At 71.4% G+C, this 25,379-nt stretch carries 21 protein-coding genes, 1 pseudogene and 1 riboswitch; of the genes and pseudogenes, 11 read left to right on the top strand and 11 right to left on the bottom strand.

Features of this window, described 5'->3' with window-relative positions; translation table 11 throughout:
* The first annotated feature begins 92 nt into the window (after positions 1–92).
* From M2266_RS02895 to M2266_RS02885, 3 genes are all read left to right on the top strand, one after another.
* Positions 93–2,126 carry a hypothetical protein gene (locus M2266_RS02895; protein WP_277436665.1) on the top strand — a complete coding sequence of 678 codons (2,034 nt, stop codon included), beginning with the start codon at positions 93–95 and terminating at the stop codon, positions 2,124–2,126.
* Between the two features lie 66 nt (positions 2,127–2,192).
* Positions 2,193–3,458: an ABC transporter substrate-binding protein gene (locus M2266_RS02890; protein WP_277436664.1), complete on the top strand. Its 1,266-nt coding sequence runs from the start codon at positions 2,193–2,195 to the stop codon at positions 3,456–3,458.
* Positions 3,418–3,729 (top strand): hypothetical protein, encoded by a 312-nt coding sequence (locus M2266_RS02885; protein WP_277436663.1) that lies wholly within the window; start codon positions 3,418–3,420, stop codon positions 3,727–3,729. The genes M2266_RS02890 and M2266_RS02885 overlap by 41 nt, the downstream gene beginning before the upstream one ends.
* A gap of 306 nt (positions 3,730–4,035) precedes the next feature.
* On the opposite strand, the gene M2266_RS02880 is transcribed toward M2266_RS02885, so the two are convergent.
* Complete coding sequence (locus M2266_RS02880) at positions 4,036–4,986, bottom strand: LysR family transcriptional regulator (protein ID WP_277436662.1); 951 nt, start codon at positions 4,984–4,986, stop codon at positions 4,036–4,038.
* Positions 4,987–5,099: 113 nt separating this feature from the next.
* Here M2266_RS02880 and M2266_RS02875 point away from each other — a divergent pair, with 113 nt between their 5' ends.
* Positions 5,100–5,795 carry a type 1 glutamine amidotransferase domain-containing protein gene (locus tag M2266_RS02875; protein WP_277436661.1) on the top strand — a complete coding sequence of 232 codons (696 nt, stop codon included), beginning with the start codon at positions 5,100–5,102 and terminating at the stop codon, positions 5,793–5,795.
* Between the two features lie 36 nt (positions 5,796–5,831).
* Here M2266_RS02875 and M2266_RS02870 read toward each other — a convergent pair whose 3' ends face one another.
* From M2266_RS02870 to M2266_RS02860, 3 genes are all read right to left on the bottom strand, one after another.
* Positions 5,832–8,063, bottom strand: coding sequence for an AAA family ATPase (locus M2266_RS02870; RefSeq protein WP_277436660.1), 2,232 nt, complete (start codon positions 8,061–8,063; stop codon positions 5,832–5,834).
* A gap of 124 nt (positions 8,064–8,187) precedes the next feature.
* Positions 8,188–9,234 (bottom strand): hemolysin family protein, encoded by a 1,047-nt coding sequence (locus M2266_RS02865; RefSeq protein WP_277436659.1) that lies wholly within the window; start codon positions 9,232–9,234, stop codon positions 8,188–8,190.
* Positions 9,231–10,580, bottom strand: coding sequence for a hemolysin family protein (locus M2266_RS02860; RefSeq protein ID WP_277436658.1), 1,350 nt, complete (start codon positions 10,578–10,580; stop codon positions 9,231–9,233). Before M2266_RS02860 ends, M2266_RS02865 begins: the two co-directional genes overlap by 4 nt.
* A 391-nt stretch (positions 10,581–10,971) precedes the next feature.
* Between M2266_RS02860 and dnaE the strand changes: the two genes are divergently transcribed.
* From dnaE to M2266_RS02835, 5 genes are all read left to right on the top strand, one after another.
* On the top strand, positions 10,972–14,526 hold the full coding sequence (dnaE, locus tag M2266_RS02855) for a DNA polymerase III subunit alpha (RefSeq protein ID WP_277436657.1): 3,555 nt from the start codon (positions 10,972–10,974) through the stop codon (positions 14,524–14,526).
* 86 nt (positions 14,527–14,612) lie between these two features.
* Positions 14,613–15,035, top strand: a complete 423-nt coding sequence (locus M2266_RS02850; protein WP_277436656.1) for a GNAT family N-acetyltransferase — start codon at positions 14,613–14,615, stop codon at positions 15,033–15,035.
* A 94-nt stretch (positions 15,036–15,129) separates the two neighbouring features.
* Complete coding sequence (locus M2266_RS02845) at positions 15,130–15,357, top strand: antitoxin (RefSeq protein WP_277436655.1); 228 nt, start codon at positions 15,130–15,132, stop codon at positions 15,355–15,357.
* Entirely contained in the window at positions 15,354–15,725 is a 372-nt protein-coding gene (locus tag M2266_RS02840) for a fic family toxin-antitoxin system, toxin component (protein ID WP_277436654.1), read from the top strand. The genes M2266_RS02845 and M2266_RS02840 overlap by 4 nt, the downstream gene beginning before the upstream one ends.
* 112 nt (positions 15,726–15,837) lie before the next feature.
* Entirely contained in the window at positions 15,838–16,353 is a 516-nt protein-coding gene (locus M2266_RS02835; RefSeq protein ID WP_277436653.1) for a DinB family protein, read from the top strand.
* Here M2266_RS02835 and M2266_RS02830 read toward each other — a convergent pair.
* The 4 genes from M2266_RS02830 to bioB all read right to left on the bottom strand — a co-directional run bounded on the left by M2266_RS02830 (position 16,350) and on the right by bioB (position 21,257).
* A complete protein-coding gene (locus M2266_RS02830) occupies positions 16,350–17,333 on the bottom strand; it encodes an IS481 family transposase (RefSeq protein WP_277436652.1) in 984 nt (327 codons plus the stop codon). The two genes, M2266_RS02835 and M2266_RS02830, sit on opposite strands and share 4 nt — an antisense overlap.
* A gap of 465 nt (positions 17,334–17,798) precedes the next feature.
* Complete coding sequence (gene bioD, locus M2266_RS02825; RefSeq protein WP_277436651.1) at positions 17,799–18,551, bottom strand: dethiobiotin synthase; 753 nt, start codon at positions 18,549–18,551, stop codon at positions 17,799–17,801.
* Positions 18,552–18,634: 83 nt separating this feature from the next.
* A complete protein-coding gene (locus tag M2266_RS02820; protein WP_277436650.1) occupies positions 18,635–19,966 on the bottom strand; it encodes an adenosylmethionine--8-amino-7-oxononanoate transaminase in 1,332 nt (443 codons plus the stop codon).
* Positions 19,959–21,257, bottom strand: coding sequence for a biotin synthase BioB (bioB, locus tag M2266_RS02815; RefSeq protein ID WP_277436649.1), 1,299 nt, complete (start codon positions 21,255–21,257; stop codon positions 19,959–19,961). Before bioB ends, M2266_RS02820 begins: the two co-directional genes overlap by 8 nt.
* A gap of 203 nt (positions 21,258–21,460) precedes the next feature.
* On the opposite strand from bioB, the gene M2266_RS02810 reads away from it, so the two are divergent.
* Positions 21,461–22,633 carry an 8-amino-7-oxononanoate synthase gene (locus tag M2266_RS02810; protein WP_277436648.1) on the top strand — a complete coding sequence of 391 codons (1,173 nt, stop codon included), beginning with the start codon at positions 21,461–21,463 and terminating at the stop codon, positions 22,631–22,633.
* Here the strand turns inward: M2266_RS02810 and M2266_RS02805 are convergent.
* Both M2266_RS02805 and M2266_RS02800 read right to left on the bottom strand, forming a co-directional pair.
* The gene (locus tag M2266_RS02805) at positions 22,601–22,837 is read right to left on the bottom strand and encodes a DUF397 domain-containing protein (protein ID WP_277436647.1); all 237 of its coding nucleotides are present in this window, start codon (positions 22,835–22,837) and stop codon (positions 22,601–22,603) included. The two genes, M2266_RS02810 and M2266_RS02805, sit on opposite strands and share 33 nt — an antisense overlap.
* 20 nt (positions 22,838–22,857) lie before the next feature.
* A pseudogene (locus M2266_RS02800) lies at positions 22,858–23,737 on the bottom strand (helix-turn-helix transcriptional regulator).
* 242 nt (positions 23,738–23,979) lie between these two features.
* Between M2266_RS02800 and M2266_RS02795 the strand changes: the two are divergent.
* Positions 23,980–24,408, top strand: coding sequence for an ATP-binding protein (locus M2266_RS02795; protein WP_277436646.1), 429 nt, complete (start codon positions 23,980–23,982; stop codon positions 24,406–24,408).
* A gap of 302 nt (positions 24,409–24,710) precedes the next feature.
* Here the strand turns inward: M2266_RS02795 and M2266_RS02790 are convergent, their stop codons facing one another.
* The gene (locus M2266_RS02790) at positions 24,711–25,181 is read right to left on the bottom strand and encodes an NlpC/P60 family protein (protein WP_277436645.1); all 471 of its coding nucleotides are present in this window, start codon (positions 25,179–25,181) and stop codon (positions 24,711–24,713) included.
* Positions 25,182–25,183: 2 nt separating this feature from the next.
* A riboswitch (cyclic di-AMP (ydaO/yuaA leader) is annotated at positions 25,184–25,347 on the bottom strand.
* Between the last annotated feature and the right edge of the window lie 32 nt (positions 25,348–25,379).

Below are 25,379 nucleotides of genomic sequence, written 5' to 3'. Positions count from 1 at the left end.
GGCGTGTCCGGGAACGGCCAAAGACCCTTCCTCGCGGGGCCCGCCATGGCACCATGCTGTCCCTGCGATCACGCGCCGCGAGGGGGACGGGCATGGTGCAAGCGCCGCCTGCTGGGCTGGGCGAGATCGACGCTCTGGTGCATGAGTGCTGGTCACGACCGTCCCGCGCGCAGGACCGGGCGCTGCCGCTGATCGCGCTGCTGGGACGTCCCGGCAGCGGCAAGACGTTCGCGCTCGACCACTTCGAGACCGTGACGCGCGGGGCACCCGCCGCCCGGATCGACTTCGCGGCGGCTGACGCGCAGCGGCCGTACGAGGTCGCCGTGCACCTCGCGTTCCTGCTGGCGCGCAAGCACACCGGGATCAGGCCGCTGCGCTTCCCGCGACTGCTGCTCGGTCTGCTGGCGGTGCAGCCCGAGCTTTCGCTCACCGATCGGGAGCAGGCCACCCGTGAACTGCGCAGCGCGTTGCGCCAGGCCCGCAGCCGCGGCGCCGCGGTCGACGCGGGCGAGGGGATCACGACGATCGTCGACTCGCTGGGCCTGTCACCGATCCCCGGCACCGACCTGATCATCGGCGTGCTGCTGCGCGGGTTCGAGTACATGCCGACCCGCACCTTCCTCAACCAGACCTACCACTGGTACGGCTCGCTCGGACCGCCGACGGCGATGGACGAGCTGGTCGAGCTGAACCTGCGCAGCCGCAGCACGGCGGAGGAGCACCGGGAGGCGGTGGACCGCCGGCTGTGCGAGGCGTTCCTGGCCGATCTGCGCGCCGCGTACGCGCACGGGCGCCGGGACCACAACTGCCTGGTGCTGCTCGACAACATCGACCACAGCCGCGGCACCCGCTTCCTGGACCTGCTGGTACGGCTGCGTGCCGAGCACGCGGTGTCGCAGCCGGGCCGATACGACCCGCTGCTGATCGTGGCGACGAGTGCCACCACCCGCGCGGTGCCGGGACCCGCGGACGGCCGCCCCGGCGACCCGTACATCCACCCGGCCGACCGCGCCTCGTACGCCGACTGGCGGCCACGCACCGACGCTCCGCCCGCCGACTGGTGGTACCCGGTGCGGCTGCGCGACCTGTACGAGGTCGAGGTGTCGCTCGAGGCGGGACGCCACCCCGTGCACGCCACGCGGCTGGCCCGCGCCACCCCGCTGGTGCACCGGCTCACCTACGGCCACCCGTGGAGCGTCCAGCAGGTCCACACCGCCATCGGCGGGCTGCTCGCGGCGGGCGTGTCCGACCGTGATCTGTACGGCCTGCTGGACACCCCGGTGCCGGGCGGCGACGGCGACCCGGCGCGCCGGCCGCCGCTCGGCGCCGTCGCCCGCGACTACCTGCTCGACGGGCTGACCACCGACCAGCGCGCCGCGGCCGTACCGGTCGCCGCGGCCAGGACCCCGGCGGCGGCCGTCAACTCCGGGTTGCTCAACGACCTGTCAGAGCACGCCCGGGACACCGTGATGCTCGAACTGCGCAACCAGCTGTGGCTGTTCGCGCCCGTCCCGGAGGACGCCAACACCCGTGGCGGGCGCGGGCCTTCGGGCTATCTGCCGGCGGCCGGCGGCTCCGAGCAGCGGCCGGTGCTGCATCCCTGGCTGCGACTGCTTCTGCTGGAGGAACTCGCCGGGCAGCCGGGCCCGCCCGGCGGCCCGACCGCGTGGCAGCAGGCGCATCGGACCGTGGGTGCCTGGCACGAGCGCTTCGGCCGCCCGCTGGACGCGCTCTACCACCGGTTGGCGCTCGACGAACTCGACGCGGTGGTCGCGTACTTCGCGCGCGGATTCGGTGCTCCCGACGCGGTGCCGTGGCTGCGCGAGCTCTACCACGTCACCGCGGCCCCGATGCGCCGCGCGCAGCTCACGGACGCGCAGCCGTCGCACAACGCCGGCTGGCTGGCCCGCGAGCACGCGCCGGCCGCGTACGCCGACCCGGTCACCGGGCGGCCGCTGGCCGAGCTCGCGGCCGCGCTCTGGCTCGCGGGCGATCCCCGCAACCGGCTGCCGCCGGGCCGCCCTGAACTCAACTACAAGATCAGTGCCATGTTCCGGCAGCTGGCGCTGGCGGCGGACGCCGACACCGACACGCTGCTGGACGAAGCCGCCCGTTTCACCGACTGACGTCGGCAGCGGGCCCTGTCCGATCACTTCCCGATCCTGTTCGATCCCTTCCCGAAGGAGCGCGTGATGTCGACCAGGGGCCATTGGGTGACCAGCCGCCATCTGTGGATGCGGTGGCCGTGGAACGTGGTGCTGGGCGTGCTGGTGCTCGCGCTCGTCGGTGGCACGCTCACCTGGGCGCTGTGGCCGGAGGACACCTCGTGCGCCGACGGGGTCAGGCGCGTCGGGGCGGACCGCGGTTGTGTCGGCGTGACGGACGGCTCGTTCCACTTCTCCGTCGACCTGGCGGCGGTCTCCGACCTGATCCACACGCAGAACGCGGCGGTCGACCGGGACAACCGCTCTTTCGTCAGCATCGTCTACCTCATGCCGCTGGTCCCCGGCCCCGGGGACACCAACACTCCGGACTCGGTGCGGCACGAGATCCAGGGCGCGTACGCGGCACAGTACGAGAAGAACAACACGCTCGGCGCGGGCGACGTCCCGCGCATCCGGCTGCTCCTGGCCAACTGCGGCAGCACCGACGAGCAGCGGGACGCCACGCTGGAGGAGATCCGCGCCCGGGTGGGCCCGGAGCACATCGTGGCCGTCGCGGGCCTGGGCACCAGTACGGACGCGACCGCGCGGATGATAGGGAAGGTCACGGGCAACACGGAGTCCGGCGGCCTGCATCTCGCGGCGGTCGGCTCCGTCCTGACCGCCGACACGCTCGCCAGGATTCCGGGGCTGGTGCGCACCGCCCCGACCAACACCGACGAAGCGGTCGCCGCCGCCGCCTTCCTGAAGCAGCCGCCCTTCGCCGCTCTGAAGGTGATGGTGATACAGGACGCCCGGCCCGACGACCAGTACAGCCACACGCTCGGCAAGGCGTTCCTGTCGGCCTTTCCGAAGGAACGGCTGGCCGGGCAGGTCGAGCAGTATGACTCCTCGCAGGAGGGCGTCGCCACCGCGTTCGCGACCCGGATGGCCAACCTGTGCGCGGTCAGGCCCGATGTCATCTACTTCGCCGGGCGCGGTGTGAACCTGCCCAGCTTCCTGGCACCGCTCAAGAACCGTCCGTGCTCCGACCGCAAGCTCATCGTGTTGTCCGGCGACGACGCCTCGCAGGTCGCCCAGGCCGCCGGTTTCGACGAGATCAAGGAGACCCTGCGCAGCGGCACCGTCCGGCTGCTGTACACCGGCCTCGCCCACCCCGAGGCCTGGCAGAAGCGGTCGGACGCGTACCCGGCCGGGGGTGACGACGGACTCCGGCATCCTCGGCAGGCACGGCTACTTCCAGGCGAAGTTCCCGATGGAGGCGCTCGACGACGGCCAGGCGATCATGGGGCATGACGCGGTCAGCGCGGCGGTCGACGGCGCCCGCATGGTCGGCGCCTTCCCCGAATCCAACGGCCGGGTGACCGGCTCCCAGATGATCCAGATCTGGCAGACGCTGCACGGGGTCGACGCGGTGAAGGGGGCGAGCGGGTACATCTCCTTCGCCAACGACGGCTCCGCCGAGAACAAGGCCGTGCCGGTCATCGAGATCGGCCCTGACGGCAAGGTCCACACCCTGGCCGTCTCCTCGCGCACCGGCACTCCGTTCGTCCCCAGGAAGGACTGAGCAGGACCGGACCGGACCGGACCGGGCAGGACCGGACCGGGCGGGGCGGCCACCGCCGGAGCGGCCGCACCCGGCCCCGCGGTCAGGACGGGTGGAGCTGACCCGCCGGCACGACGCGCTGGGCCTCATCGGGCGCGTACCAGAGCAGCTTCGTGGCCGCCTCGCCGGTGTGTCTTCATCCGATGTTCAGCGCTGGGCGATGCCGTCGTCCGTCAAGGGAAGTTGCTGGAAAAGGGCCCGCCGCACGGCAACGTCCCGTCCCGGTTCACTTGCGACGGACGCAGGCATCCAATCTTTGCGGGACGGCTACCAAGTACGCCCCGCCCGCAGCAGCTGGTCGTGGACCAGGGCGACGTGCGGGAGTTCCGCGGCGCCGGGGCGCTGGGCGAGGTAGGCGGTGTTGATGGGCGGGTCCTCGGGTTCGAGGAGCGGCACGAGAGCGCCCGAGGCGATCTCGGCGGCGCACAGGTAGCGCGGCAGGACGGTGACCCCGGCTCCGGCGACGACCGCGGCGAGGACGCCGCGCAGGTCCGGGACGGTGATGGCGGCCTGGGCGGACAGCCGGGTGCCGAAGACGTGGCGCCAGTAGCGGCGCGCGATGGGCAGGTCCTCCGCGTAGGTGATCAACGGGGCGTCCCGCAGCGCGGCCGGCCCGTCGACCGCGACCCGCCCCGGGCCGATCCGGTCGGCCCAGGAGGGCGCGGCGACGAGGACGAACTCCTCGTCCATGAGCGGGACGGCGCTGACGCTGCGCCCGCGCGGCCGGACCGTCGAGATCACGAGGTCGTAGCGGCCCGCGCGGAGCCCTTCGAGCAGGTCGTCCGTGAGGCCGGTGGCGATCCGCAGCCGCACCCCCTCGCCGGTCAGCGGGGCCAGGGCGGGCAGCGCCCGCAGGCACAGCAGCTCGGCGGGGCCGGCCAGGTGCACCGGTTCCGCGGCTATCCGGTGGTCGGCGTGGTCCCGGCCGGTGACCGCCGCGAGGGCGTCCAGTGGCTGCGCGACGTCGGCCGCCAGTTGGTCGGCGACCGCGGTGGGTGCGACGCCGCGCGGCAGCCGGTCGAAAAGCTGCCGCCCCAGCCGCTCCTCCAGGGCGCGGACCTGGGCGGTCACGGTGGGCTGCGACAGGCCGAGCAGTCGTGCGGCCGCGGTGAACGAGCCGGCGCGGTGCACGGCCAGGAAGGTCCGCAGCAGGGTGAGGTCCATCGGCGCGGGCTCCGGCCCCGGCAGCTCCGATCCATCGGGATTCCTATGGGTCATGGTGGTGATTCTATTGGATTTCGATGGGAAGGCGCCCTACGTTCGAACTCCACAGCGATCCGGCGCTTCCCCCGATGGAAGGCCGGACCGACGCGCCCACCGAAAGACGTGACATGGCAGAGATCCTTTTCGTGATGACCGGCGCCGACCACTGGACCCTGGCCGACGGCACCCAGCACCCCACCGGTTTCTGGGCCGAGGAGGCCGTGGCCCCCTACCGCGCCTTCACCGGCGCCGGCCACACGATCGTGGTCGCCACCCCCGGCGGCGTCGTCCCCACGGTCGACCGCGGGAGCCTCGCACCGGAGGTGAACGGCGGTAAGGAGGCCGCCGACGCGATTGTCGCCGAACTGTCCGCGATGACCGAGCTGAAGAAGCCGATCAAGCTCGAGGACGTCGAACTGGCCGACTACGACGCGGTCTTCTACCCCGGCGGCCACGGCCCGATGGAGGACCTGGCCGTCAACGCCGACTCCGGCCGGCTGCTCACCGCCGCCCTGGACTCCGGCAAGCCGCTCGGCGTGGTCTGCCACGCCCCCGCGGCGCTGCTCGCCACCACCCGCCCCGACGGCACCTCACCGTTCGCGGGCTACCGGCTGACCGGTTTCACCAACGCCGAGGAGACCCAGGCGGGCTTCGCCGACAAGGCGAAGTGGCTGCTCCAGGACCGGCTCGTCGAGCTCGGCGCGGACTTCCAGGAGGGCGCGGCCTGGGCCCCGTACGTGGTCGTGGACCGCAACCTGATCACCGGGCAGAACCCGGCCTCGTCCGCGCCGCTCGCCGCCGAACTCCTCAAGGCGCTGGGCTGACCGCACGCGGCCGACGGCCGGCTCCGGCTCCCGCGGTCACTCCCGCAGGCCCGCCGGAAGCCGGCCGGTGTGCACCACCGCGAGCGACCGGGTGGCGCGGGTCAGGGCGACGTAGAGATCGCTGGCTCCGCGCGCGGAACCGGAGACGATGAGCGCCGGCTCGACGACGATCACCGAGTCGAACTCCAGCCCCTTGGCCTGCCGGGGGTCGAGCAGCACCGGCGACCGCGTCAGGTCGGGCTCCTCGCCGGCCGTCACCCCCGGCAGCTTCCCGGCCAGCTCCTCGTGCAGCGCCCGCGGCGCGATCACCGCGAGCCGGCCGTCGTCCGGGGTCTCGAGGGACGCGGCCTCCGCGACCGAGCGGACGATGTCGTCCGTGACGCACACCTGGGGCCGCACGCCCGTCGAGCGTACCGAGCGCGGCGGCTCGTACGACGGGTCGGCGGCCCGCGCCACCCCGGCGGCCAGCTCCATGATCTCGGCCGGGGTGCGGTAGTTGACGCCGAGCCGCGCATGGCTCCAGCGGTCGCCGACGTACGGGCCCAGGATCTGCTGCCATGAGTCGCAGCCCGCCGGATCGCCGGTCTGGGCGGGGTCGCCGACCAGGGTCAGCGAGCGCGTCGGGCAGCGGCGCATCAGCAGCCGCCACGCCATCGCGGACAGCTCCTGCGCCTCGTCCACGATGATGTGGCCGAAGGCCCAGGTGCGATCGGCGGCGGCGCGTTCCGCGGCGCTGCGGTGGTCGGCCTCCTCGTGCCGGTCGGCGAAGCGCTCGGCGTCGATGAGGTCGTGGGCGGACAGCACCTCGGACTCCTCGCCCTCGAACTCGAAGGTGCGCGAGCCGTAGGAGAGCTCCAGCACCCCCTGGGCGTAGGCGACCTGTTCGCCGCGCTCACGCGCCGCCGCGGCCCGCGCGGCCCGGTCGTCCTCGCCCAGCAGCTCGGCGGCCTCGTCGAGGAGCGGGATGTCGCCGACGGTCCAGTCGCCGCCGCTACGGCGGATCGACGCGGCTTCCGCCTCCGGCAGCTGGACGGGGTCGGCGAGGAAGTCGCCGACCAGTTGCCGCGGGGTGAGGTAGGGCCAGTGCGCGTCGATGGCGGCGTGCACCGCGGGGTTGTCGTTCAGTTCGCGGCCCAGCTGCTCGACCTCCTCCGGGTCGAGGAAGTTCTCCCCGTCGTAGGGGTCCGTGCCCAGCCGGTCGGCGAGCTGCGCGGTGAGCGCGTCGAGGACGAAGCGGCCGAAGTGGGCGCGGGCCAGGTTGTGCGGGAGCCGGGTCTGACGTGCGCAGTGCCGGGCGTCCTCCGCGACGGCCCGCTCCAGCAGCAGCGTCTCGCGCTCGTGCTGGATGGGAAGGGCCGGGTGGGGGACGGTCTGGCGGTCACGCAGCGCGCGGGCGAGGACGTCGGCCATCTCGGCCCGCCCCTTGAGGGCGGCTGCTTCGGGGGTGTCCGTTCCGCTGGCGCTGACGCCAGGGAAGAGCTCTCCCACGGTCGACAGCAGCACACCGGTCTCGCCGAGCGAGGGCAGCACCTCGCCGATGTAACCGAGGAAGGCCGGGTTGGGACCGACGATCAGCACGGCGCGGCGGGCGAGCTGCTCGCGGTACGCGTAGAGCAGGTACGCCGCGCGGTGCAGCGCGACGGCGGTCTTGCCGGTGCCGGGGCCGCCCTCGACGACGAGCACGCCACGGTGCGGGGCGCGGATGATCTCGTCCTGCTCGGCCTGGATGGTCTGCACGATGTCGGCCATCCGGCCGGTGCGGGCAGCGCCGAGGGCGGCGAGGAGCACGGCGTCCCCGCGCGGGTCCTCGTGCCCGGTGCGGACCGTGTCGGCGAGGTCCAGGACCTCGTCGTGCAGCGCGGTGACGGTACGGCCGAGGGTGGTGAGGTGCCGGCGGCGGCGCAGGCCCATCGGGGAATGCCCGGTGGCGAGATAGAAAGGACGTGCGACGGGTGCCCGCCAGTCCACCAGGAGCGGAGTCCTGTCCTCGTCGTCCTGACGGATTCCGATGCGGCCGATGTGATGGCGTATCCCGTCGGCGAAGTCGATGCGCCCGAAGCAGAGCCCGGACTCCACGGAATTGAGCGCGGAGAGCCGGTCGGTCCGCTCGGAGACCGCCACATCACGCTCGAGGCGGGCTTGAAGGCCCTTGCCCACTTGGGCGAAGGACGCTTGCACCGCGCTCTCGGCCTGCTCCCGGAGCGCGTCGAGGCGCTCATAGAGACGCGAGACGAATTGCTGTTCGTTCTGCAATTCCTCGGTTGACAATTCAGCTCCTGTCGCGGTACAGTGTTCGCATAAGACTTTTCCGCGCTATTCTTCGCGCGAAGACATGAAACACTTAATATACGCAGAGAAATACCCCGGACGTCAATGCGTCCGGGGTATTTCTTTATGCGGATTCCGCGTTGGCGTCCCTGCCGGTCGCGGCCGGACCGACCAGTTCCTTCAGGACGTCGGCCATGGTGACGAAGCCGATGCTCCGGCCCTGCTCGTCGACGACGGAGGCCAGGTGGGCCCGGCCTGCCCGCATCGCGGTGAGGACGTCGTCCAGCGGGCCGGCGGCGCTGACCGTGGTGATGGGGCGCAGCGCGGAACGGGGGAAGGGCCGGTCCTGCCCTTCGGCGAACAGGGCGTCCTTCACATGCAGATAGCCCAGTACTGTGCCGCCGTCGGACTCCGCGACCGGAAAGCGCGAGAAGCCGGAGCGCGCGGACAGCTGCTCCAGGCCCTCCGGGGTGATGCCGAGCGGGGCGCGCACGACGCGGTCGGTCGGCAGCGCCACCTCGCCGACGGGCCGGCGGCCCAGTTCCAGGGCGTCCTGCAGACGTTCGGTGGCGCGCGAGTCCAGCAGCCCCGCCTGGCCGGCGTCGGTCACCATGCGGGAGAGCTGGGCGTCGGAAAAGACGGCCGCGACCTCGTCCTTCGTCTCCACCCGCAGCAGTCGCAGGAGGGCGTTGGCGAAGGCGTTGATGGCGAAGATCACCGGCCGCAGCGCCCGCGTGAAGGCGACCAGCGGCGGGCCGAGCGCCAGCGCGCTGCGCGCGGGCGCGGCCAGCGCGACGTTCTTGGGGACCATCTCGCCGATGAGCATGTGGAGGTAGGTGGCGACGGCCAGGGCGATCACGAACGCGATCGGGTGGATGAGCGCGTCCGGCACGTCGACGGCGTGGAAGACCGGTTCGAGCAGATGCGCGATGGCCGGTTCCGCGACGATGCCGAGCACCAGCGTGCAGACGGTGATGCCGAGCTGGGCCGCGGCGAGCAGTGGTGACAGGTGCTCCAGGCCCCAGATGACGCTGCGGGCGCGTCGGTCGCCGTCGTCGGCGCGTCCTTCGATCTGGCTGCGGCGCACCGAGATCATGGCGAACTCGGCGCCGACGAAGAAGGCGTTGACGACGAGTGTCAGGGCGCCGATGAGCAGTTGGAGGACGGTCATCGGGCGCGCTCCCCGTCGGGTGCCGGGCTGAGGTGGGAAACGGGCGGTGCGGTGATGCGGACGCGCGACGCGCGGCGGCCTGCCGCTTCGGTGACCTCGAGCCGCCAGCCGCCCAGCTCGACGGTGTCCCCGGCGGCCGGGATCCGGCCCAGGCGCTGGGCGACGAGTCCGGCGAGCGTCTCGTAGGGGCCTTCGGGGGCGTGCAGGCCGATCTCCTCCAGCTGGTCGTCGGTGCGGGTCGCGCCGTCCGCGTCGTAGGTCCGCCGGCCGTCGGCGTCCTCGCCGGTGAAGGTCAGGTCGGACAGTTCGTGCGGGTCGTGCTCGTCGCGTACCTCGCCGACGACCTCCTCGACGATGTCCTCCAGGGTGACCACGCCGGCAGTGCCGCCGTACTCGTCGATGACGACCGCCATCGACTGCTTGCCGCCGAGCCGGTCCAGCAGTCGGTCGACGGTCAGCGACTCGGGCACCAGCAGCGGTTCGCGCAGCAGCGAGGTGATCGGGAAGCGCGGGCGCCGCCCGGCGGGGACGGCCAGCACGTCCTTGATGTGGGCGGTGCCGATGACGGAGTCGAGGGAACCGCGGTAGACGGGGAAGCGGGACAGGCCGGTGGCGCGGGTCGCCTCGACGACGTCCTCGGCGGTGGCGCGCGAGTCGAGCGCGGTGACCTGCACGCGCGGCGTCATCACGTGCTGCGCGGTGAGTTCCGCCAGGTTCAGGGTGCGGACGAACAGTTCGGCGGTGTCGGCCTCCAGCGTGCCGGCCTTGGCCGAGTGCCGGGCCAGCGCCACCAGCTCCTGCGGACCGCGCGCGGAGGCCAGCTCCTCCGCGGGCTCCAGGCCCATGCGGTGCAGTATCCGGTTGGCGGTGTTGTTCAGGTGCCGGATGAACGGGCCGAACGCGGTGGTGAAGGCGCGCTGCGGTGCGGCGACCGCCTTGGCCACCGGCAGCGGCCGGGAGATCGCCCAGTTCTTCGGCACGAGCTCGCCCACGACCATGAGCATCACGGTCGACAGCGCGGTGCCCAGCACCAGCGCGGCGGAGGAGGCCACGGAGTCCGACAGCCCGGCGGCCCGCAGCGGGCCGCTGAGCAGCTGGGAGATCGAGCTCTTGGCGAGCATGCCGATCACGAGTCCGGTGACCGTGATCCCCAACTGCGCGCCGGACAGCTGCAGCGTCAGGGTGCGGACGGCCTGCAGGGCCGCGGACGCGCCGCGCTCACCGGCCTGCTCCGCACGTTCCAGCTCGCCGCGTTCGATCGTGGTCAGCGAGAACTCGGCCGCGACGAAGACTCCGCAGGCGAGGGTGAGCAGCAGTGCGACCACCAGCAGCAGTACTTCGGTCATCGGGTCACCTCCGTCCCATGATCGGACAGGGGCGGTCGGTCCGCACGGCACCGGCTACTGGGGGGTTCGTCCATGGAGGGACGCTCACACCTTTCCTGGGTTTTCGGGGTCGGTTCTCCGGGTCGTTCCGTCGGAGAACTTGATCTGACTCATAGTAAAGGAAAGGCAAAGGAGCGGCGTGGCGCGGGGGCGCCGAAGCGCTCGGCGGGTCGCGGGCGACGCCACGCGCGGGCCACCCGGCGGTGTCGTACGAACTCGCTCCGTGATCGCCCCAGGTCACTGTTCGGCCCCGTTTTCGATCATGGACGAAGGGCTGTGGAGAGGCTTCCGGGGCGGGTGCCGAGGGATAGGGTGGAGGCTTCCCGCGACCCGCCCCGGAGGTGCCTGCCCGGTGTCCGACAGCTTTGTCCACCTGCACAATCACACCCAGTTCTCGCTTCTCGACGGCGCGCAGAAACTGCCCATCCTCTTCAAGAAGATCGAGGAGGAGGGGATGCCGGCCGTGGCGATGTCGGACCACGGCAACATGTTCGGCGCGTACGAGTTCTTCCAGGTGGCGAAGAAGGGCCCGGTCAAGCCGATCATCGGCATCGAGGCCTATGTGGCGCCGTCCTCGCGGCGCAACCGGAAGCCGGAGTTCTGGGGTCCCGGCGGGCAGCGGGCCGTCTCGGACGACGGCGAGGGCAGCAAGGACGTCAGCGGCGGCGGCCGCTTCACCCATATGACGATGTGGGCCGAGCACGCGCAGGGGCTGCGGAACCTCTTCCGGCTCTCCTCCCTCGCGAGCTTCGAGGGCTTCTACGGCAAGCCCCGCATGGACCGCGAACTGATCTCCCAGCACGCCTCGGGGATCATCGCGACGACGGGCTGCCCCTCGGGCGAGATCCAGACCCGGATCCGGCTCGGCCAGTTCGACGCGGCCCTGCAGGCGGCCTCCGACTTCCAGGACATGTTCGGCAAGGAGAACTACTTCCTGGAGCTGATGGACCACGGCCTGGACCTCGAGCGCAACGTCCGCGAGGACCTGCTCAAGATCGCCAAGCAGCTGAACATCCCGCTGCTGGCGACCAACGACTCGCACTACGTGCACGAGAGCGAGGCCGACTCGCACGACACGCTGCTGTGCGTCGGCGTCGGCAAGAACAAGGACGACCCGGGCCGCTTCCGGTTCAACGGCACCGGCTACTACATCAAGACCGCGGCCGAGATGCGGGAGCTCTTCTCCGAGCTCCCCGAGGCGTGCGACAACACATTGCTGATCGCCGAGCGCATCCAGGACTACGACGAGGTCTTCGCCGAGGTCAACCAGATGCCGCAGTTTGTGGTGCCCGAGGGCGAGGACCAGGAGTCCTGGCTGCGCAAGGAGTGCATGCGCGGCCTGGCGATGCGGTACGGCGACCCCATCCCGGACGCCGTCATGGACCGCTTCGAGACCGAGATGAAGATCATCGGTCCGATGGGGTTCTCCAGCTACTTCCTCGTCGTCGCCGACATCTGCAAGTACGCCCGTGACAACGACGTGCCCGTCGGCCCCGGCCGTGGTTCCGCGACCGGCTCCATCGTCGCGTACGCCACCCGCATCACCGAGCTGTGCCCCCTGGAGCACGGCCTGCTGTTCGAGCGGTTCCTGAACCCCGAGCGCATCAACCCGCCCGACGTCGACCTCGACTTCGACGACCGCCAGCGCGACCGGATGGTGCGGTACGTCACCGAGAAGTACGGGGAGGAGTACACCGCCCAGGTCAACACGTTCGGCACCATCAAGGCCAAGGCCGCGGTCAAGGACTCCTCCCGGGTCCTGGGCTACCCCTTCGCGATGGGCGACCGCATCACCAAGGCGATGCCCGCCGACGTGATGGGCAAGGGCGTCCCGCTCTCCGGCATGTTCGACCCCTCGCACCCCCGCTACGGCGAGGCGGGCGAGATCCGGCAGATGTACGACAACGAGCCGGACGTCAAGCGCGTCATCGACACCGCGAAGGGCATCGAGGGCCTGGTCCGCGGCACCGGTGTGCACGCGGCCGCGGTGATCCTCTCGAAGACACCCCTGCTGGACCTGATCCCGATGCACCGCCGGGACAAGGACGGCGTGATCATCACCGGCTTCGACTACCCCAGTTGCGAGAACATGGGGCTGGTCAAGATGGACTTCCTGGGTCTTCGGAACCTGGGCATCATCCATCACGCCCTGAAGATCGTGAAGGAGAACCGGGGGGTGGACATCAAGTCCGAGACCATCCCCCTGGACGACAAGACCACGTACGAACTGCTGGCGCGCGGCGACACCCTGGGCGTCTTCCAGCTCGACGGCGGCGCCATGCGCGCCCTGCTCAAACTGATGGAGCCGACCCGGTTCGAGGACATCGCCGCCGTCCTCGCGCTCTACCGGCCGGGCCCGATGGCCGCCAACGCGCACACCAACTACGCGCACCGCAAGAACGGCCGCCAGGAGATCGAGCCGATCCACCCCGAGCTGCGCGAGGCGCTCGACCCGATCCTGGGTACCACGTTCCACCTGCTCGTGTACCAGGAGCAGATCATGGCCATCGCCCGGGAACTGGCCGGCTACAGCCTCGGCGGCGCCGACCTGCTGCGCCGCGCGATGGGCAAGAAGAAGCCCGAGGTGCTGGCGGCCGAGTGGGAGAAGTTCCACGGCGGCATGCAGACCAACGGCTACAGCGAGGAGTCCATCAAGGCGCTGTGGGACGTCATGCTCCCGTTCTCCGGCTACGCCTTCAACAAGTCGCACACCGCCGGCTACGGGCTGGTCTCGTACTGGACCGCCTACCTCAAGGCGAACTATCCCGCCGAGTACATGGCCGCGCTGCTCACCTCGGTGGACGACGACAAGGACAAGGCCGCCATCTACCTGGCCGACGCCCGCAAGATGGGCGTCCGGGTGCTGCCCCCGGACGTGAACGAGTCCACCGCCGACTTCACCGCCGTCGGCGACGACGTCCGGTTCGGCCTGAAGTCCGTGCGCAACGTGGGCACGAACGTCATCGAGTCGCTGGTCGCCTCCCGCAAGTCCAAGGGGAAGTACGTCGCGTTCAGCGACTTCCTGGATAAGGCGGAGATCGCCACGCTCAACAAGCGTGCCGTGGAGTCCCTCATCAAGGCCGGCGCCTTCGACTCGCTCGGACACACCCGCAAGGGGCTGTCCGCGGTCCACGAGGACGCCATCGACGCCATCATCCCGGTCAAGAAGGCCGAGGCGTACGGGCAGGACGACCTCTTCGGCGCCCTCGACAGCGGTGACGAGGGCGGCGGCGGCTTCGGTCTGGACTTCAAGATCGGCGACGACGAGTGGCCGCGCAAGCAGCTGCTGTCGACCGAGCGCGAGATGCTGGGGCTGTACGTCTCGGCGCACCCGCTGGACGGGGCCGAGCACATCCTCGCCCGCAACCGCGACACCTCCATCGCCGATCTGATCGCCTCCGGGCAGACCCAGGGCGTGGTGAAACTCGCCGGGCTGATCACCACCGTCGAGCGGCGGATGACGAAGCAGGGCAACGCGTGGGCGATCGTGCACCTCGCCGACCGTGACGCCAACATGGAGATCTGCTTCTTCCCCGCCTCCTACCAGCTCGTGCAGCACGCGCTGGTCCCGGACACCGTGGTCGCCGTGACGGGACGGATCAACGACCGCGACGGAACGATCAACATCGCCGGCCAGGAACTGATGGAGCTGGACATCTCGTCCGCCGAGTACGGCGGCAAGCCCCCCGTCCAGCTGTTCATGCGGGCCCACAAGCTCAACCAGCCCACGATCAACGAGCTCAAGCGGATCCTGCGCGCCCACCCGGGCGACAGCCCGGTGCGCATGCGGGTCCGCGGGCCGGAGAAGACCACCGTCTTCGAGCTGGGCTTCCTGGTGAACCACGAGACCATCGCCTCCGACATCAAGGGCTCCTTCGGCGCCGAGAGCTGGCTGGGCGTGGCCTGACCGACGCTGGTTTCCGCCCCGTCGCTCCGGCCGCGACGGGGCGAAACCAGTGGCCGCGGCACGGCGCGGATGTTTGACTGCGCCGCATGGACGATCTCCACATCCGCGCGGCGGGCCCCTCGGACATCACGGCCGTACTCGGGTTCTGGCAGGTGGCGGCCGAGGGCGCCAGCATCAGCGACGACGAGCAGGGCGTGGCCCGGCTGATCGCCCGGGACCCGGAAGCGCTGCTCCTCGCGGAGCGCGGCGGCGCGCTCGTGGGGTCGGTGATCGCCGGGTTCGACGGCTGGCGGTGCCACGTCTACCGGTTGGCCGTGCACCCCGGCGCGCGACGCCAGGGGATCGCCGCGGCGCTGTTGCGCGCGACCGAGGAGCGGTTCGCGGCGCTGGGCGGGCGACGGTCGGACGCGATGGTCCTGCAGCGCAACGAAGTGGCGCACCACGCCTGGAAGGCGGCCGGCTACGGCGCGGAGGAGCAGTGGCGGCGCTGGACCAAGCCCCTGCGGTAGCGGCACTGGACCAAGCCCCTGCGGTAGCGGGCCACCGGCGCGATCCGTTCGCGCCCACTTGCCGATACTAGCGGATCGGCGCTAGCTTGTAGGTATGGCCAAGACCCAGTTGAACGTGCGGGTGGAAGAGTCCACCGCCGAGACGGCCCGGGACCGGGCTTCGCGCCGGGGCATCAGCGTGAACCGGTACATCGAAGAGCTGGTCCAGCAGGACGCGGGTGAACGCGGCCGCACCTTCGTCGAAGCCGCAGCCGACTTCATGAAGAGCTATGAGTCGGTGTTCGCGGAGGAGTTCGGCTCGGAGCACGAAGGCAGCCGTTGAGCCTGCGCATCGACTTGGCCTGGCTGCTCATGGTCGCCGAGCACAACACCCCCGGCGACCCTCAGGTCACCGACTGGGGCGCGCTGCTCGCGGCGGTGAGCCGGCACCAGGCGGAGATTTTCGGCACCCCCGTCTACCCGGACCCGCACGACCGCGCCGCGGCCCTGCTGCAGATCCTCGTGCACGTCCCCGCCCTGGAGCGGTCCAACGCGATGTTCGCGTCGGCGGTCGCCTACGCCTACCTCGTCGCCAGCGGACTCAAGGTCACCACCTCGCCGGAACAGGTCCGCGATCTGGCCCGGCTGGTCAAGGACGGCTCCGCGGGCGTCGGCCGGATAGCGCAGGAGCTGCGCGGCTGGGGCGGGTAGGGGCTTGCCGGCGGATCCTGCCGAGGCGTCGTCGCACACCGCCGAACGGCGTTCGGCGGCGTTGATCGAAGACGCGTCGACACCCCGTCCGCGGTACGGCAGACTTCCCGCGATGACTCAACGAACCGACACGCCTCCCACCTGGGACGAGCGCACGCAGCTGGCCACCTACCTGGACTACGCCCGCCACACGGCGCGGGACAAGTGCGAGGGCGTGTCCGCCGAGGACGCCCGCAAGGCACCGCTCCCGAGTTCCCCGCTGCTGACGATGTGCGGGCTGATCAGCCATCTGCGGTGGGTCGAGAACTACTGGATCGACGTGATGTTCCTGGGGAACGAACAGGAGGGGCCGCTCACGGAGGCGACCGACGACGACCCCGACCCCGAGATGCGCACCGCGGTCGACATCCCGCTGCCCCGGCTCCTCGCCGAGTACGAGGAGCAGAGCGCCCGCTACCGTCGCCTGGTGTCCGACCACGACCTGGACGCGACCGCCAAGCGCCCCATCAGCGACGGCCGCCACGTGGACCTCCGCTGGGTGCTCCTCCACCTCATCGAGGAGACCTCCCGCCACAACGGCCACCTCGACATCGTGCGCGAGCTGGTCGACGGGCGGACCGGCGTCTAGGTGTATTGACCCGCAGGGTTGTTTGCGCGGGTGATGGGTGGGTTGCCGCCGAGTGCGGTGTGGCCGCGGTGGTGGTTGTAGGTGTGGAGGAAGTCTGCCAGGGCCGCGGTGCGCTCGTCGTTGGTGGTGTAGGGCCGCTGGTAGGCCCACTCGTCGGCGAGGGTGCGGTTGAAGCGTTCGACCTTGCCATTGGTCTGAGGTCGGTAGGGGCGGGTGCGTTTGTGGGCGATGCCGGCCGCGGTCAGTGTTTGGGTGAAGAGTGTGGATTTGTAGCAGGAGCCGTTGTCGGTCAGGACCCGCTCGACGGTGATCCCGTAGCGGGCGAAGAATGCTTGGGCGCGCTGCCAGAACCCGATGGCGGTGTGCTGGCGTTCGTCGGTGAGGACCTCGCTGTAGGCCAGGCGGGTGTGGTCGTCGACGGCGGAGTGGATGTAGCTGTATCCGATCACCGGTTTGCAGCTCTTGCGCTGGTCGGTGGTGGCTTGACGGTTGTGGTTGCCGGCTGTTCTGCCGACGGTGCGCCATCCGCCGCCGTCGGGGATGTTGCCGAGTTTCTTGATGTCGACGTGCACCAGCTCGCCGGGCCGGTCGCGTTCGTAGCGGCGGATCGGCTCGCCGGTCGGGCGGTCCAGCCAGGCGAGCCGGTTCAGGCCGTGACGGGTCAGGATTCGGTGCACCGTGGAGGCGGGAAGTCCGAGGATCGGGCCGATGCGGGCCGGGCCGAGCTTGCGGGCCTGCCGCAGATCACAGACCGCGGCTTCCTTCTCGGGGATCGTGCGGTGCGGGGTCGTGTGCGGTCGGCTCGAGCGGTCGAACAACCCCTGATCGCCTTCCGTGCGCCAGCGGCGCACCCACTTGTGGGCCGTGGCCCGCGAGATTCCCATCTCGGCCGCGACATGAGCGACCGGACGACCGGAGCAGACACGTTCGATCAGCAGACGTCTCCCGAAGACAGTCAGCCGGGCATTACGGTGGGACAAGAAGACCTCCGTGTGGTGCAGTCCTAGACAGCTCCACCACACCGGAGGTCTTCGCCATGTTCAAGACCCACGACTGTCAACAACGCTCGTGATCAATACATCTAGGCCGTGTCTGACACATACCGGTGTCCGCCCGGAGGGCGGGGCCCGGGGCGTCTGGTGCGTGCGATCGCAAGGCGGAGGGTCGCCCCTGTACTGGACGTACTGGGGCGGGCCCGACAACAGGGGGCCCCTCCCAGCGGTAGCTGGGGGAGAGCGCGCGTGCCAGACGCCCCGGGCCAGGCGGGATGTGTCAGACACGGCCGAGTGCTCTGGCCGGAAGGGTTTGCCTGGTGCGCGGCGTCCGGCGCGGTGCGTCGCGAGGCGGAGGGTCGTCCTCGTACCGGACGTACGTGGACGAGCCCGACAACGCAGCAGGCGTGCGTGCCAGGCGTCGCGGGCCAGGCGGGACTTTCACAACACGGCCTAGACCGGGTCGTGAAGCCCCGCGGGCGGCGGCTGGTCACCGCCCGCGGTGCGGGTGAACTCCTCGGCGTCCCAGACGCCGCCGAGCTGCGGGGCCAGCCAGCCCGGCGCGGCACCGCGGAACTGTTCCGGGGAGAGCGCGCCGGCGCCGGCCGGGAGCGCTCCGAGCAGCGGCACCCCCGCGGACTGCGGGAGGTCGGTGAGGTTGCAGCGGGCCGCCAGGTCCGGTTCGACCGGCCAGCTGCCGATGATGATGCCCGCGCACCGTAGGTCGCGCGCGGCCAGCGCCTCCGTCGTCAGCGCGGCCGTGTTGAGCGTGCCGAGGCCCGCGGGCACCACCACCAGCACGGCGGCGCCGAGCAGCTTCACCGCGTCGGCCAGCGTCGAGCCGTCGTCGTCGAAGCGCACCAGCAGGCCGCCCGCGCCCTCGATCAGCACCACGTCGTGCACGGCCGACAGCTTCGCGGCCGCCTCGGCGATCTCGGCCGGGCGCACCGGGTGCAGGCCCGCGCGCCGGGCCGCGGTCGCCGGGGCCAAGGGCTCGGGGTAGCGAGCGAGTTCGACCGCCGTGACCCCACCGGCCAGCCGCGCCACCTCGGCCGCGTCGCCGGGCTCACCCTCCGCCACGCCCGTCTGGGCGGGTTTGAGCACCGCGACGCTCAGACCCTGCGCCAGTGCGGCCGCGGCGACCGCCGCGGTCACCATGGTCTTCCCGATCTCCGTGCCCGTCCCCGTGACCGCCAGTACCGCCATGTGACCGCTTCCTCCTCGTATCGATGCCGGGCGGCACGCCGACCGCTCCGCGCCGTCCGCCCCCGGTTGCCCGGCCCCCGGTGTCAGCCCGCGGCCGCGGCCGCCACGACCGCCGCGCAGATCCGCGCCACGTCCTCGTCCCCGGTGACGTAGGGCGGCATGGTGTACACCAGATCACGGAACGGCCGCAGCCACACACCCGCCCCCACCGCGGCCCGGGTGGCCGCGGCCATGTCGACCTGGTGGTCGAGCTGGACGACACCGATCGCGCCCAGCACCCGCACGTCCCGCACGCCCGGCAGCGCGGCGGCCGGCGCCAGCCCCTCGAGCAGCCCGGCCTCGACGCGCTTGACCTCACCGGCCCAGTCCTGTGTCAGCAGCAGGTCGATCGAGGCGCAGGCGACGGCGGCGGCGAGGGGGTTGCCCATGAACGTCGGACCGTGGGCGAGCACCGGCACCTCGCCCCGGGAGATGCCCTCGGCGACCGCGCTGGTGCACAGCGTCGCCGCCATCGTCAGATAACCGCCGGTCAGCGCCTTGCCCAGACACATCACGTCCGGCGAGACACCGGCGTGCTCAGCGGCGAAGAGGGTGCCGGTACGGCCGAAGCCGGTGGCGATCTCGTCGAAGACCAGCAGCACGCCGTGTTCGTCGCACGCCTCGCGCAGCACCCGCAGATAGCCGGGGGAGTGGAAGGCCATCCCGCCGGCGCCCTGCACCACCGGTTCGACGATCACCGCCGCGAGCTCGTCGGCGTGACGACCGATCAGCTCGCGCAGGTGCGCGGCGTACCGCGGGTCGGGCTCGGCGCCGAACCCGGGCGGCGGCACGTCGGCGAAGACCTGGCGAGGGAGCGCCCCGGACCACAGGTCGTGCATCCCGCCGTCGGGGTCGCACACCGACATCGGCTGCCAGGTGTCCCCGTGGTAGCCGCCGCGCCAGGTCAGCAGCCGCCGCTTGGCCGGCCGGCCGAGCGAACGCCAGTACTGCAGGCACATCTTGAGGGCGACCTCGACCGACACCGAACCGGAGTCGGCGAGGAAGACATGGCGCAGCGGTTCCGGGGTGATCTCCACCAACTTCGCCGCCAGCCGGACGGCGGGCTCATGGGTGAGCCCGCCGAACATCACATGGCTGACGCGGTCGAGCTGGCCGCGCGCGGCCTCGTTGAGGACCGGGTGGTTGTAGCCGTGGATCGCCGCCCACCAGGACGACATCCCGTCGATCAGCTCGGTCCTGCCCTCCGCCGGGGCGGCCAGCCGCAGCCGGACGCCGGCCGCCGACTCGACGATCAGCGGCTCCTGGCGGCCGGGCATCGGCCCGTACGGATGCCAGACGTGCTGCCGGTCCAGGGCCAGCAGCGCGTCGGGCGTCAGCGCGTCGGGTACCGGTGACGCGGCGAGCGGCTCAGGCATTGGGCGGCAGGTCCGTTCCCGCTCCGCGCCGGCGGACGGCGACCAGCCCGGTGCGGGCGGCGCCCGCCGGGACGGGCTCCTGCTCCGGCAAGCCGGCGGGCTCCTGCCCAGGCGACCCGGCGGACTCCGCCACCGACTCGGGCGCGGTCCGCGCCGCGCCGCCGCAGGGACCGCAGCCGCCGCCGTCGGCGTGCGAGCCGCACCCGGCGTCCTGGCCCTGGCCGGAACCGCAGCCGGCGGCCGCGTCGTCGTGGGAGCCGCAGCCGCCGCCCGCGTGTGCCAGGTCCGCGCGGTGCTGGGGGAGCGTGACGGTGCCCGCGCCCTCCACCTCGAAGCCCGCGTCGGCGATCATGTCGAGGTCGGCCTGGCCGGCCTGGCCCTCGCTGGTCAGGTAGTCGCCCAGGAAGATCGAGTTCACCAGGTGCAGCGCGAGCGGCTGCAGGGTGCGCAGGTGCACCTCGCGGCCGCCGGCGAGGCGGACCTCCACGTCCGGGCAGACGAAGCGCACCATCGCCAGGATCCGCAGCGCGCGCTGCGGCGTGAGGTTCCACTCCTCGGCCAGCGGGGTGCCCTCGAACGGGATGAGGAAGTTGACCGGAACGGAGTCGGGGTCCAGCTCGCGCAGCGCGAACACGACGTCCACGAGGTCGGCGTCGGACTCGCCCATGCCCGCGATCAGACCGGAGCACGCCGACAGTCCGGCCGCCTGCGCCTGCTGCACGGTGTCCACGCGGTCGGCGTAGGTGTGCGTGGTGGTGATGCCGCCGTACGTCGCCTCGGAGGTGTTCAGGTTGTGGTTGTACGCGTCCGCGCCGGCCTCGCGCAGCCGGTCCGCCTGCCCGGCCGACAGCAGACCCAGGCACGCGCAGACCTCGACGCCCTCGTTCTGCTCCTTGATCGCCTCGATCGTCTGCGAGACCCGGTCCACGTCGCGGTCCGTGGGACCGCGCCCGCTGGCCACCAGGCACACCCGCTTGGCCCCGCCGGCGACACCGGCCGTCGCGGCGGCCGCCGCCTCGTGCGGCTTGAGCCAGGTGTACTTCAGGATCCCGGCTGTCGAGCCGAGTCGCTGCGAGCAGTACGAGCAGTCCTCGGGGCACAGCCCGGACTTGAGGTTGACCAGGTAGTTGAGCTTCACGCGGCGCCCGAACCACTGGCGCCGCACCTTGCCGGCCGCGGCCACCACATCGAGCAGGTCTTCGTCGGAGGTCGCCAGAACGGCAAGCGCCTCATCCCGGGTGGGCGGCTCTCGGCGCAGCCCCTTTTCCACCAGCGTGTTCAGCAGATCCATAGGGGCGATCCTGGCCCACCGAGGGGCCGGGAGCCAATGATGGACCGCACAACAGGGGTGGCAGTAGGTGTGTGTATCGCCACACCCTGTCCGGGCGGCCCGGACAGTACGTTGCTGACAGGCCCGACCGCACCGCCCCACCCGCCCTGCCGGACACCCCGGCGGAGCCGCCCCAGCCCGCCCCGCCGACCCCAGGGACCCCGATGAGCCGCGACCCGTTCGACTGGATCGACGCCCACGCAGCACGGCGCCGCGAGGGCGGTCTCGTCCGCACCCTGCGACCGCGGCAGGCGGAGTCGGCGCTGCTGGACCTGGCGGGCAACGACTACCTCGGGCTGGCCCGGCACCCGGAAGTGACCCGGGCCGGGGCCGACGCCTGCCTGCTGTGGGGCGCGGGCTCCACCGGCTCCCGGCTGGTCACCGGCACCACCGAGCTGCACACGGAACTGGAGGCGGAACTCGCCGCGTTCTGCGGGTTCGAGGCCGCCCTGGTCTTCGCCTCCGGCTACGCCGCGAACCTGGCGGCCGTCACCGCGCTGACCGGCCCCGGCACCCTCATCGCCTCCGACAGCTCCAACCACGCCTCGCTCATCGACGGCTGCCGGCTCTCGCGCGCCGACACCGAGGTCGTGGCGCACCGCGACACCGAAGCCGTGCGCAAGGCGCTGGCCGCGCACGCGGGGGCCGCCGTCGTCGTGTCCGACTCGGTCTTCTCCGTCGACGGCGACGCGGCGCCGCTGCCCGCACTGGCCGCCGCCTGCCGCGAGCACGGCGCGGCGCTGCTGGTGGACGACGCCCACGGCCTGGGCGTCCTGGGCGAGGGAGGGCGGGGCGCGGCCTGGGCCGCGGGCCTGGCCGGCGCGCCCGACGTGGTCGTGACGGCCACCTTGTCGAAGTCGCTCGGCAGCCAGGGCGGAGTGGTGCTCGGCCCGGCCCGGGTCATCGAGCACCTGGTCAACGCCGCCCGCACCTTCATCTTCGACACCGGGCTCGCGCCCGCCGCCGCGGGCGCTGCGCTCGGCGCGCTGCGCCTGCTGCGCGCGGAGCCGGAGCGCGCTGAGCGGGCAAGGGCGGTGGCGCTGCAGCTGTACGACCGGCTGACCACGGCCGGGCTGCGCTCGGCCCGGCCCGACGCCTGTGTGGTCTCGGTGCGTGCCCCGTCGGCCGCGGAGGCGCTGCGGTGGGCGGCGGACTGCAGGACCGCGGGTCTGGCGGTGGGGTGCTTCCGGCCGCCGTCGGTGCCGGACGGGATCTCCCGGCTGCGGTTGACCGCCCGCGGCGATCTCACGGATCCGCAGATCGCCGCGGCGGTCGAGGTGATCGTGCGCACGGCGCCGCAGGACTCAGACCGGTCCGGCGAACTCACCCGCGCGTAGCGCTCGTACGAAGGTGTCCCAGGCGGTCGGCGCGAACAGCAGCGCCGGCCCCCGGGGGTTCTTGGAGTCGCGCACGGCCAGAAGTCCGCAGGACAACGTAGCCGTTTCCACACAATTGTTGGCGGCGGTGCTGTAACTGCTGCGCTGCCACCGGGTCGCGGAAAGAGCTGTACTGGAAGAAACGTACCGAGGCAGTACCGACATATGGTGCCTCCTTACGCGCCTCAGCTGTTCCCGGATCCGATCCCGGAGTTGTTCCCGGAGCTGATGCCGGAAATGAACGCCAATGAGTCGTCGTACGTCAGGGCATGGGAGCGCAATCGGTCGAACGCGGCGCTGTAGGCCCTGAGATCATCTTGCCGATCCACATAGAGACTACTCGTCAAATGGTCGATAACAACAACGTCCAGATCGGCAATGAGCGGAAACGAGAAAATTACGAAAGATCCGGTAACTCCTATGTGTCCGCCCGCCGTGAAGGGAAGAACCTGCAGCCGTATCCGGGGCAGCACGGCGGCTTCCGCGAGGTGCCGTAACTGCGCCCCCATGACTTCTTCTCCGCCGACTTCGCGCCGTAGGACCGCCTCGTCGAGAAGAGCGTGCAGTTCCAGCGGGGAATCCTGCTCCAGCACCGCCTGCCGCGCCATCCGCACCTCGACCAGGGCGTCCACCTGCCGTGCGTCGACCCCCGGGAGGACCGACCGGGTGAGTGCGCGGGCGTACGCCCGGGGTCTGCAGCAGGCCGGGCACCACGCTGTTCTCCATCGTGCGCGCACGGCAGGCGCTGGTTTCCAGACTGATGAAGTCGCGGTACTCCGGGGGCAGTACGTCGCGGAACTCGTGCCACCAGCCGCGCTGGGTACCCTTACCGGCCAAAGTGGCCAACAAGTCACGCAGTTCACGGTCACGTACGCCGTAGATGTCCAGCAGGCACGCCACGTCCTCCGGTCGGGCGCCGCTGCGACCGGTCTCGATACGGCTCACCTTCGACTGGTGCCAGCCGGCCCTGCTGGCCGCGTCGCCGCTTGTCATCCCGGCCAGATCGCGTTGCCGCCGGAGTTCTGCCCCGAGCTTTCGACGTCGTACCGCGGGGATCTGTTGCATCGCGCGCCGCTCCTCCTGAAAGAAATTTTCAGACCGTCACCAGTGCGACAGTCTGCGCCTGAATAGGCTCTCGCGTAGCAGAGTTCACCGCTTTGAGCGACAGATATATGCATATCGCCGTGGATCGGCCGCAATAGCGGCACCATGGGTGGCACTCTGGCGCGAAGTAGCCGTCCGCGGCTCCCTGCGGGTGGACCGCACGACGGAGTCTCGGGGCACGGCGGGAAAGGGACAGCGTCGCCATGGCAGACCTCCAGGAAGCATCCGTCACCCTGCCGAGCGACCCCGCCTCGGTCACCACCGCGCGCCGTTACGTGTGCGCGCTGCTGGCGGAGTGGGGAATGCCCGAGCACACGCCGACCGCCGACGTGGTGCGGCTGATCGTCTCCGAACTGACCACCAACGCCGTGCTGCACACGCTCGGTCAGTCACCGACGTTCACCGTGGACGTCCAGCTGGAACGGGCCGAATACCTGCGCATCGGGGTCACCGACAGCCATCCGCGCTGGCCTCAGCGGCTACCGGCCGCCGTCCAGCAGGACAACGGGCGCGGCATGGTCATCATCCGCCATCTCGCCGCGGAGTCCGGCGGACGGCTGTCGGTGACCCCCACGTCCGACGGCGGCAAGACCGTCTGGATCATGCTCCCCTGGGCCGCGCCGGTGCAGTGACCCGCGCGCTGGGCACCTGACCGGAAACGTCAGCCCAGGTCCGCGACCAGGATCGCCTCCGCGCCCACCGGGACGTACCCGGCGGCCCCGCCAGGCTCATGCCCGGGCCGCTCGGGCCGCTCGATCCGCCTCGGCGCGCTCGGGGGCACTGCGCTCGACGCAGAACTCGTTGCCCTCCGGATCGGCCATGTCCACCCACCCCGTGCCATCGGGCCTGCGCTGGTCGCATCCGCCCGCCCCGCCCGCTCCGTTCGCTGCCCCCACACGGCCGCGGGGCCCGGTGGTTCGGGCCCCGCGCCGCGTCAGCGGACCCGGCCGTACCAGACGCTGCCGTCCCAGATCTTCTCCAGCCGGACCCGGGTGCCGGTCTTGGGGGCGTGCCATATCTTGCCGCTGCCGGCGTAGATGCCGACGTGGTAGACGCTGCTGCCCGCGTGGAAGAAGACCAGGTCACCGGCCTGGCGGCTGGAAGCCCCGATATGCGTGGTGCTGTTGTACTGCGCGCCGGTGGTTCTCGGCAGTTTCTTGCCGGCCTTGTCGAATGAATACAGGGTCAGTCCGGAGCAGTCGAAGCGGTACGGCCCGGCGGCGCCCCACTGGTACGGCGAGCCCTTCTTCGACGCCGCGACGCGCAGCGCCTGGGCGGAGGCGGTGGCCGCGTCGGCGTGCGTGGCGGTGGCCGGTAGCAGGGCGGGAACCGCGACGGCCGCGGCGGTGAGGACCGAGGCGGCCCCCATGCGGGACAGACGCGTGGACATGCCGATGGTGGCCATGCAAAACCCTTCGTCGTCCGCTTGCGAAGGATGACCTGTCGGGTTCGGGCAGGCGAAGAATCCCGGCCGCTGACGCGGCTTCACCCCAAGGGGACGGCCTGGATACCGCTGGCCGGCCCCGTCGTGCCTGGGTCCTCCGTTCCTGCCGGTGCAGTGTCGACCGGGCATCCGGGCGGCGGCAGGATTGGGCGTCCGCTC

This window comes from Streptomyces sp. SPB162, assembly GCF_029504575.1.
Lineage (GTDB): Bacteria > Actinomycetota > Actinomycetes > Streptomycetales > Streptomycetaceae > Actinacidiphila.
Note: the sequence above shows the minus strand (reverse complement) of the source record. Positions and strands in the feature narration are given on the sequence as shown.

Excerpts from the sequence above, each read along its gene's own strand:
- M2266_RS02895 (WP_277436665.1), top strand. The coding sequence starts at position 93 with ATGGTGCAAGCGCCGCCTGCTGGGCTGGGCGAGATCGACGCTCTGGTG.
- M2266_RS02890 (WP_277436664.1), top strand. The coding sequence starts at position 2,193 with ATGTCGACCAGGGGCCATTGGGTGACCAGCCGCCATCTGTGGATGCGG.
- M2266_RS02885 (WP_277436663.1), top strand. The coding sequence starts at position 3,418 with ATGGAGGCGCTCGACGACGGCCAGGCGATCATGGGGCATGACGCGGTC.
- M2266_RS02880 (WP_277436662.1), bottom strand. The coding sequence starts at position 4,986 with ATGACCCATAGGAATCCCGATGGATCGGAGCTGCCGGGGCCGGAGCCC.
- M2266_RS02875 (WP_277436661.1), top strand. The coding sequence starts at position 5,100 with ATGGCAGAGATCCTTTTCGTGATGACCGGCGCCGACCACTGGACCCTG.
- M2266_RS02865 (WP_277436659.1), bottom strand. The coding sequence starts at position 9,234 with ATGACCGTCCTCCAACTGCTCATCGGCGCCCTGACACTCGTCGTCAAC.
- M2266_RS02860 (WP_277436658.1), bottom strand. The coding sequence starts at position 10,580 with ATGACCGAAGTACTGCTGCTGGTGGTCGCACTGCTGCTCACCCTCGCC.
- M2266_RS02850 (WP_277436656.1), top strand. The coding sequence starts at position 14,613 with ATGGACGATCTCCACATCCGCGCGGCGGGCCCCTCGGACATCACGGCC.
- M2266_RS02845 (WP_277436655.1), top strand. The coding sequence starts at position 15,130 with ATGGCCAAGACCCAGTTGAACGTGCGGGTGGAAGAGTCCACCGCCGAG.
- M2266_RS02835 (WP_277436653.1), top strand. The coding sequence starts at position 15,838 with ATGACTCAACGAACCGACACGCCTCCCACCTGGGACGAGCGCACGCAG.
- bioD (WP_277436651.1), bottom strand. The coding sequence starts at position 18,551 with ATGGCGGTACTGGCGGTCACGGGGACGGGCACGGAGATCGGGAAGACC.
- M2266_RS02820 (WP_277436650.1), bottom strand. The coding sequence starts at position 19,966 with ATGCCTGAGCCGCTCGCCGCGTCACCGGTACCCGACGCGCTGACGCCC.
- bioB (WP_277436649.1), bottom strand. The coding sequence starts at position 21,257 with ATGGATCTGCTGAACACGCTGGTGGAAAAGGGGCTGCGCCGAGAGCCG.
- M2266_RS02810 (WP_277436648.1), top strand. The coding sequence starts at position 21,461 with ATGAGCCGCGACCCGTTCGACTGGATCGACGCCCACGCAGCACGGCGC.
- M2266_RS02805 (WP_277436647.1), bottom strand. The coding sequence starts at position 22,837 with ATGTCGGTACTGCCTCGGTACGTTTCTTCCAGTACAGCTCTTTCCGCG.
- M2266_RS02795 (WP_277436646.1), top strand. The coding sequence starts at position 23,980 with ATGGCAGACCTCCAGGAAGCATCCGTCACCCTGCCGAGCGACCCCGCC.
- M2266_RS02790 (WP_277436645.1), bottom strand. The coding sequence starts at position 25,181 with ATGGCCACCATCGGCATGTCCACGCGTCTGTCCCGCATGGGGGCCGCC.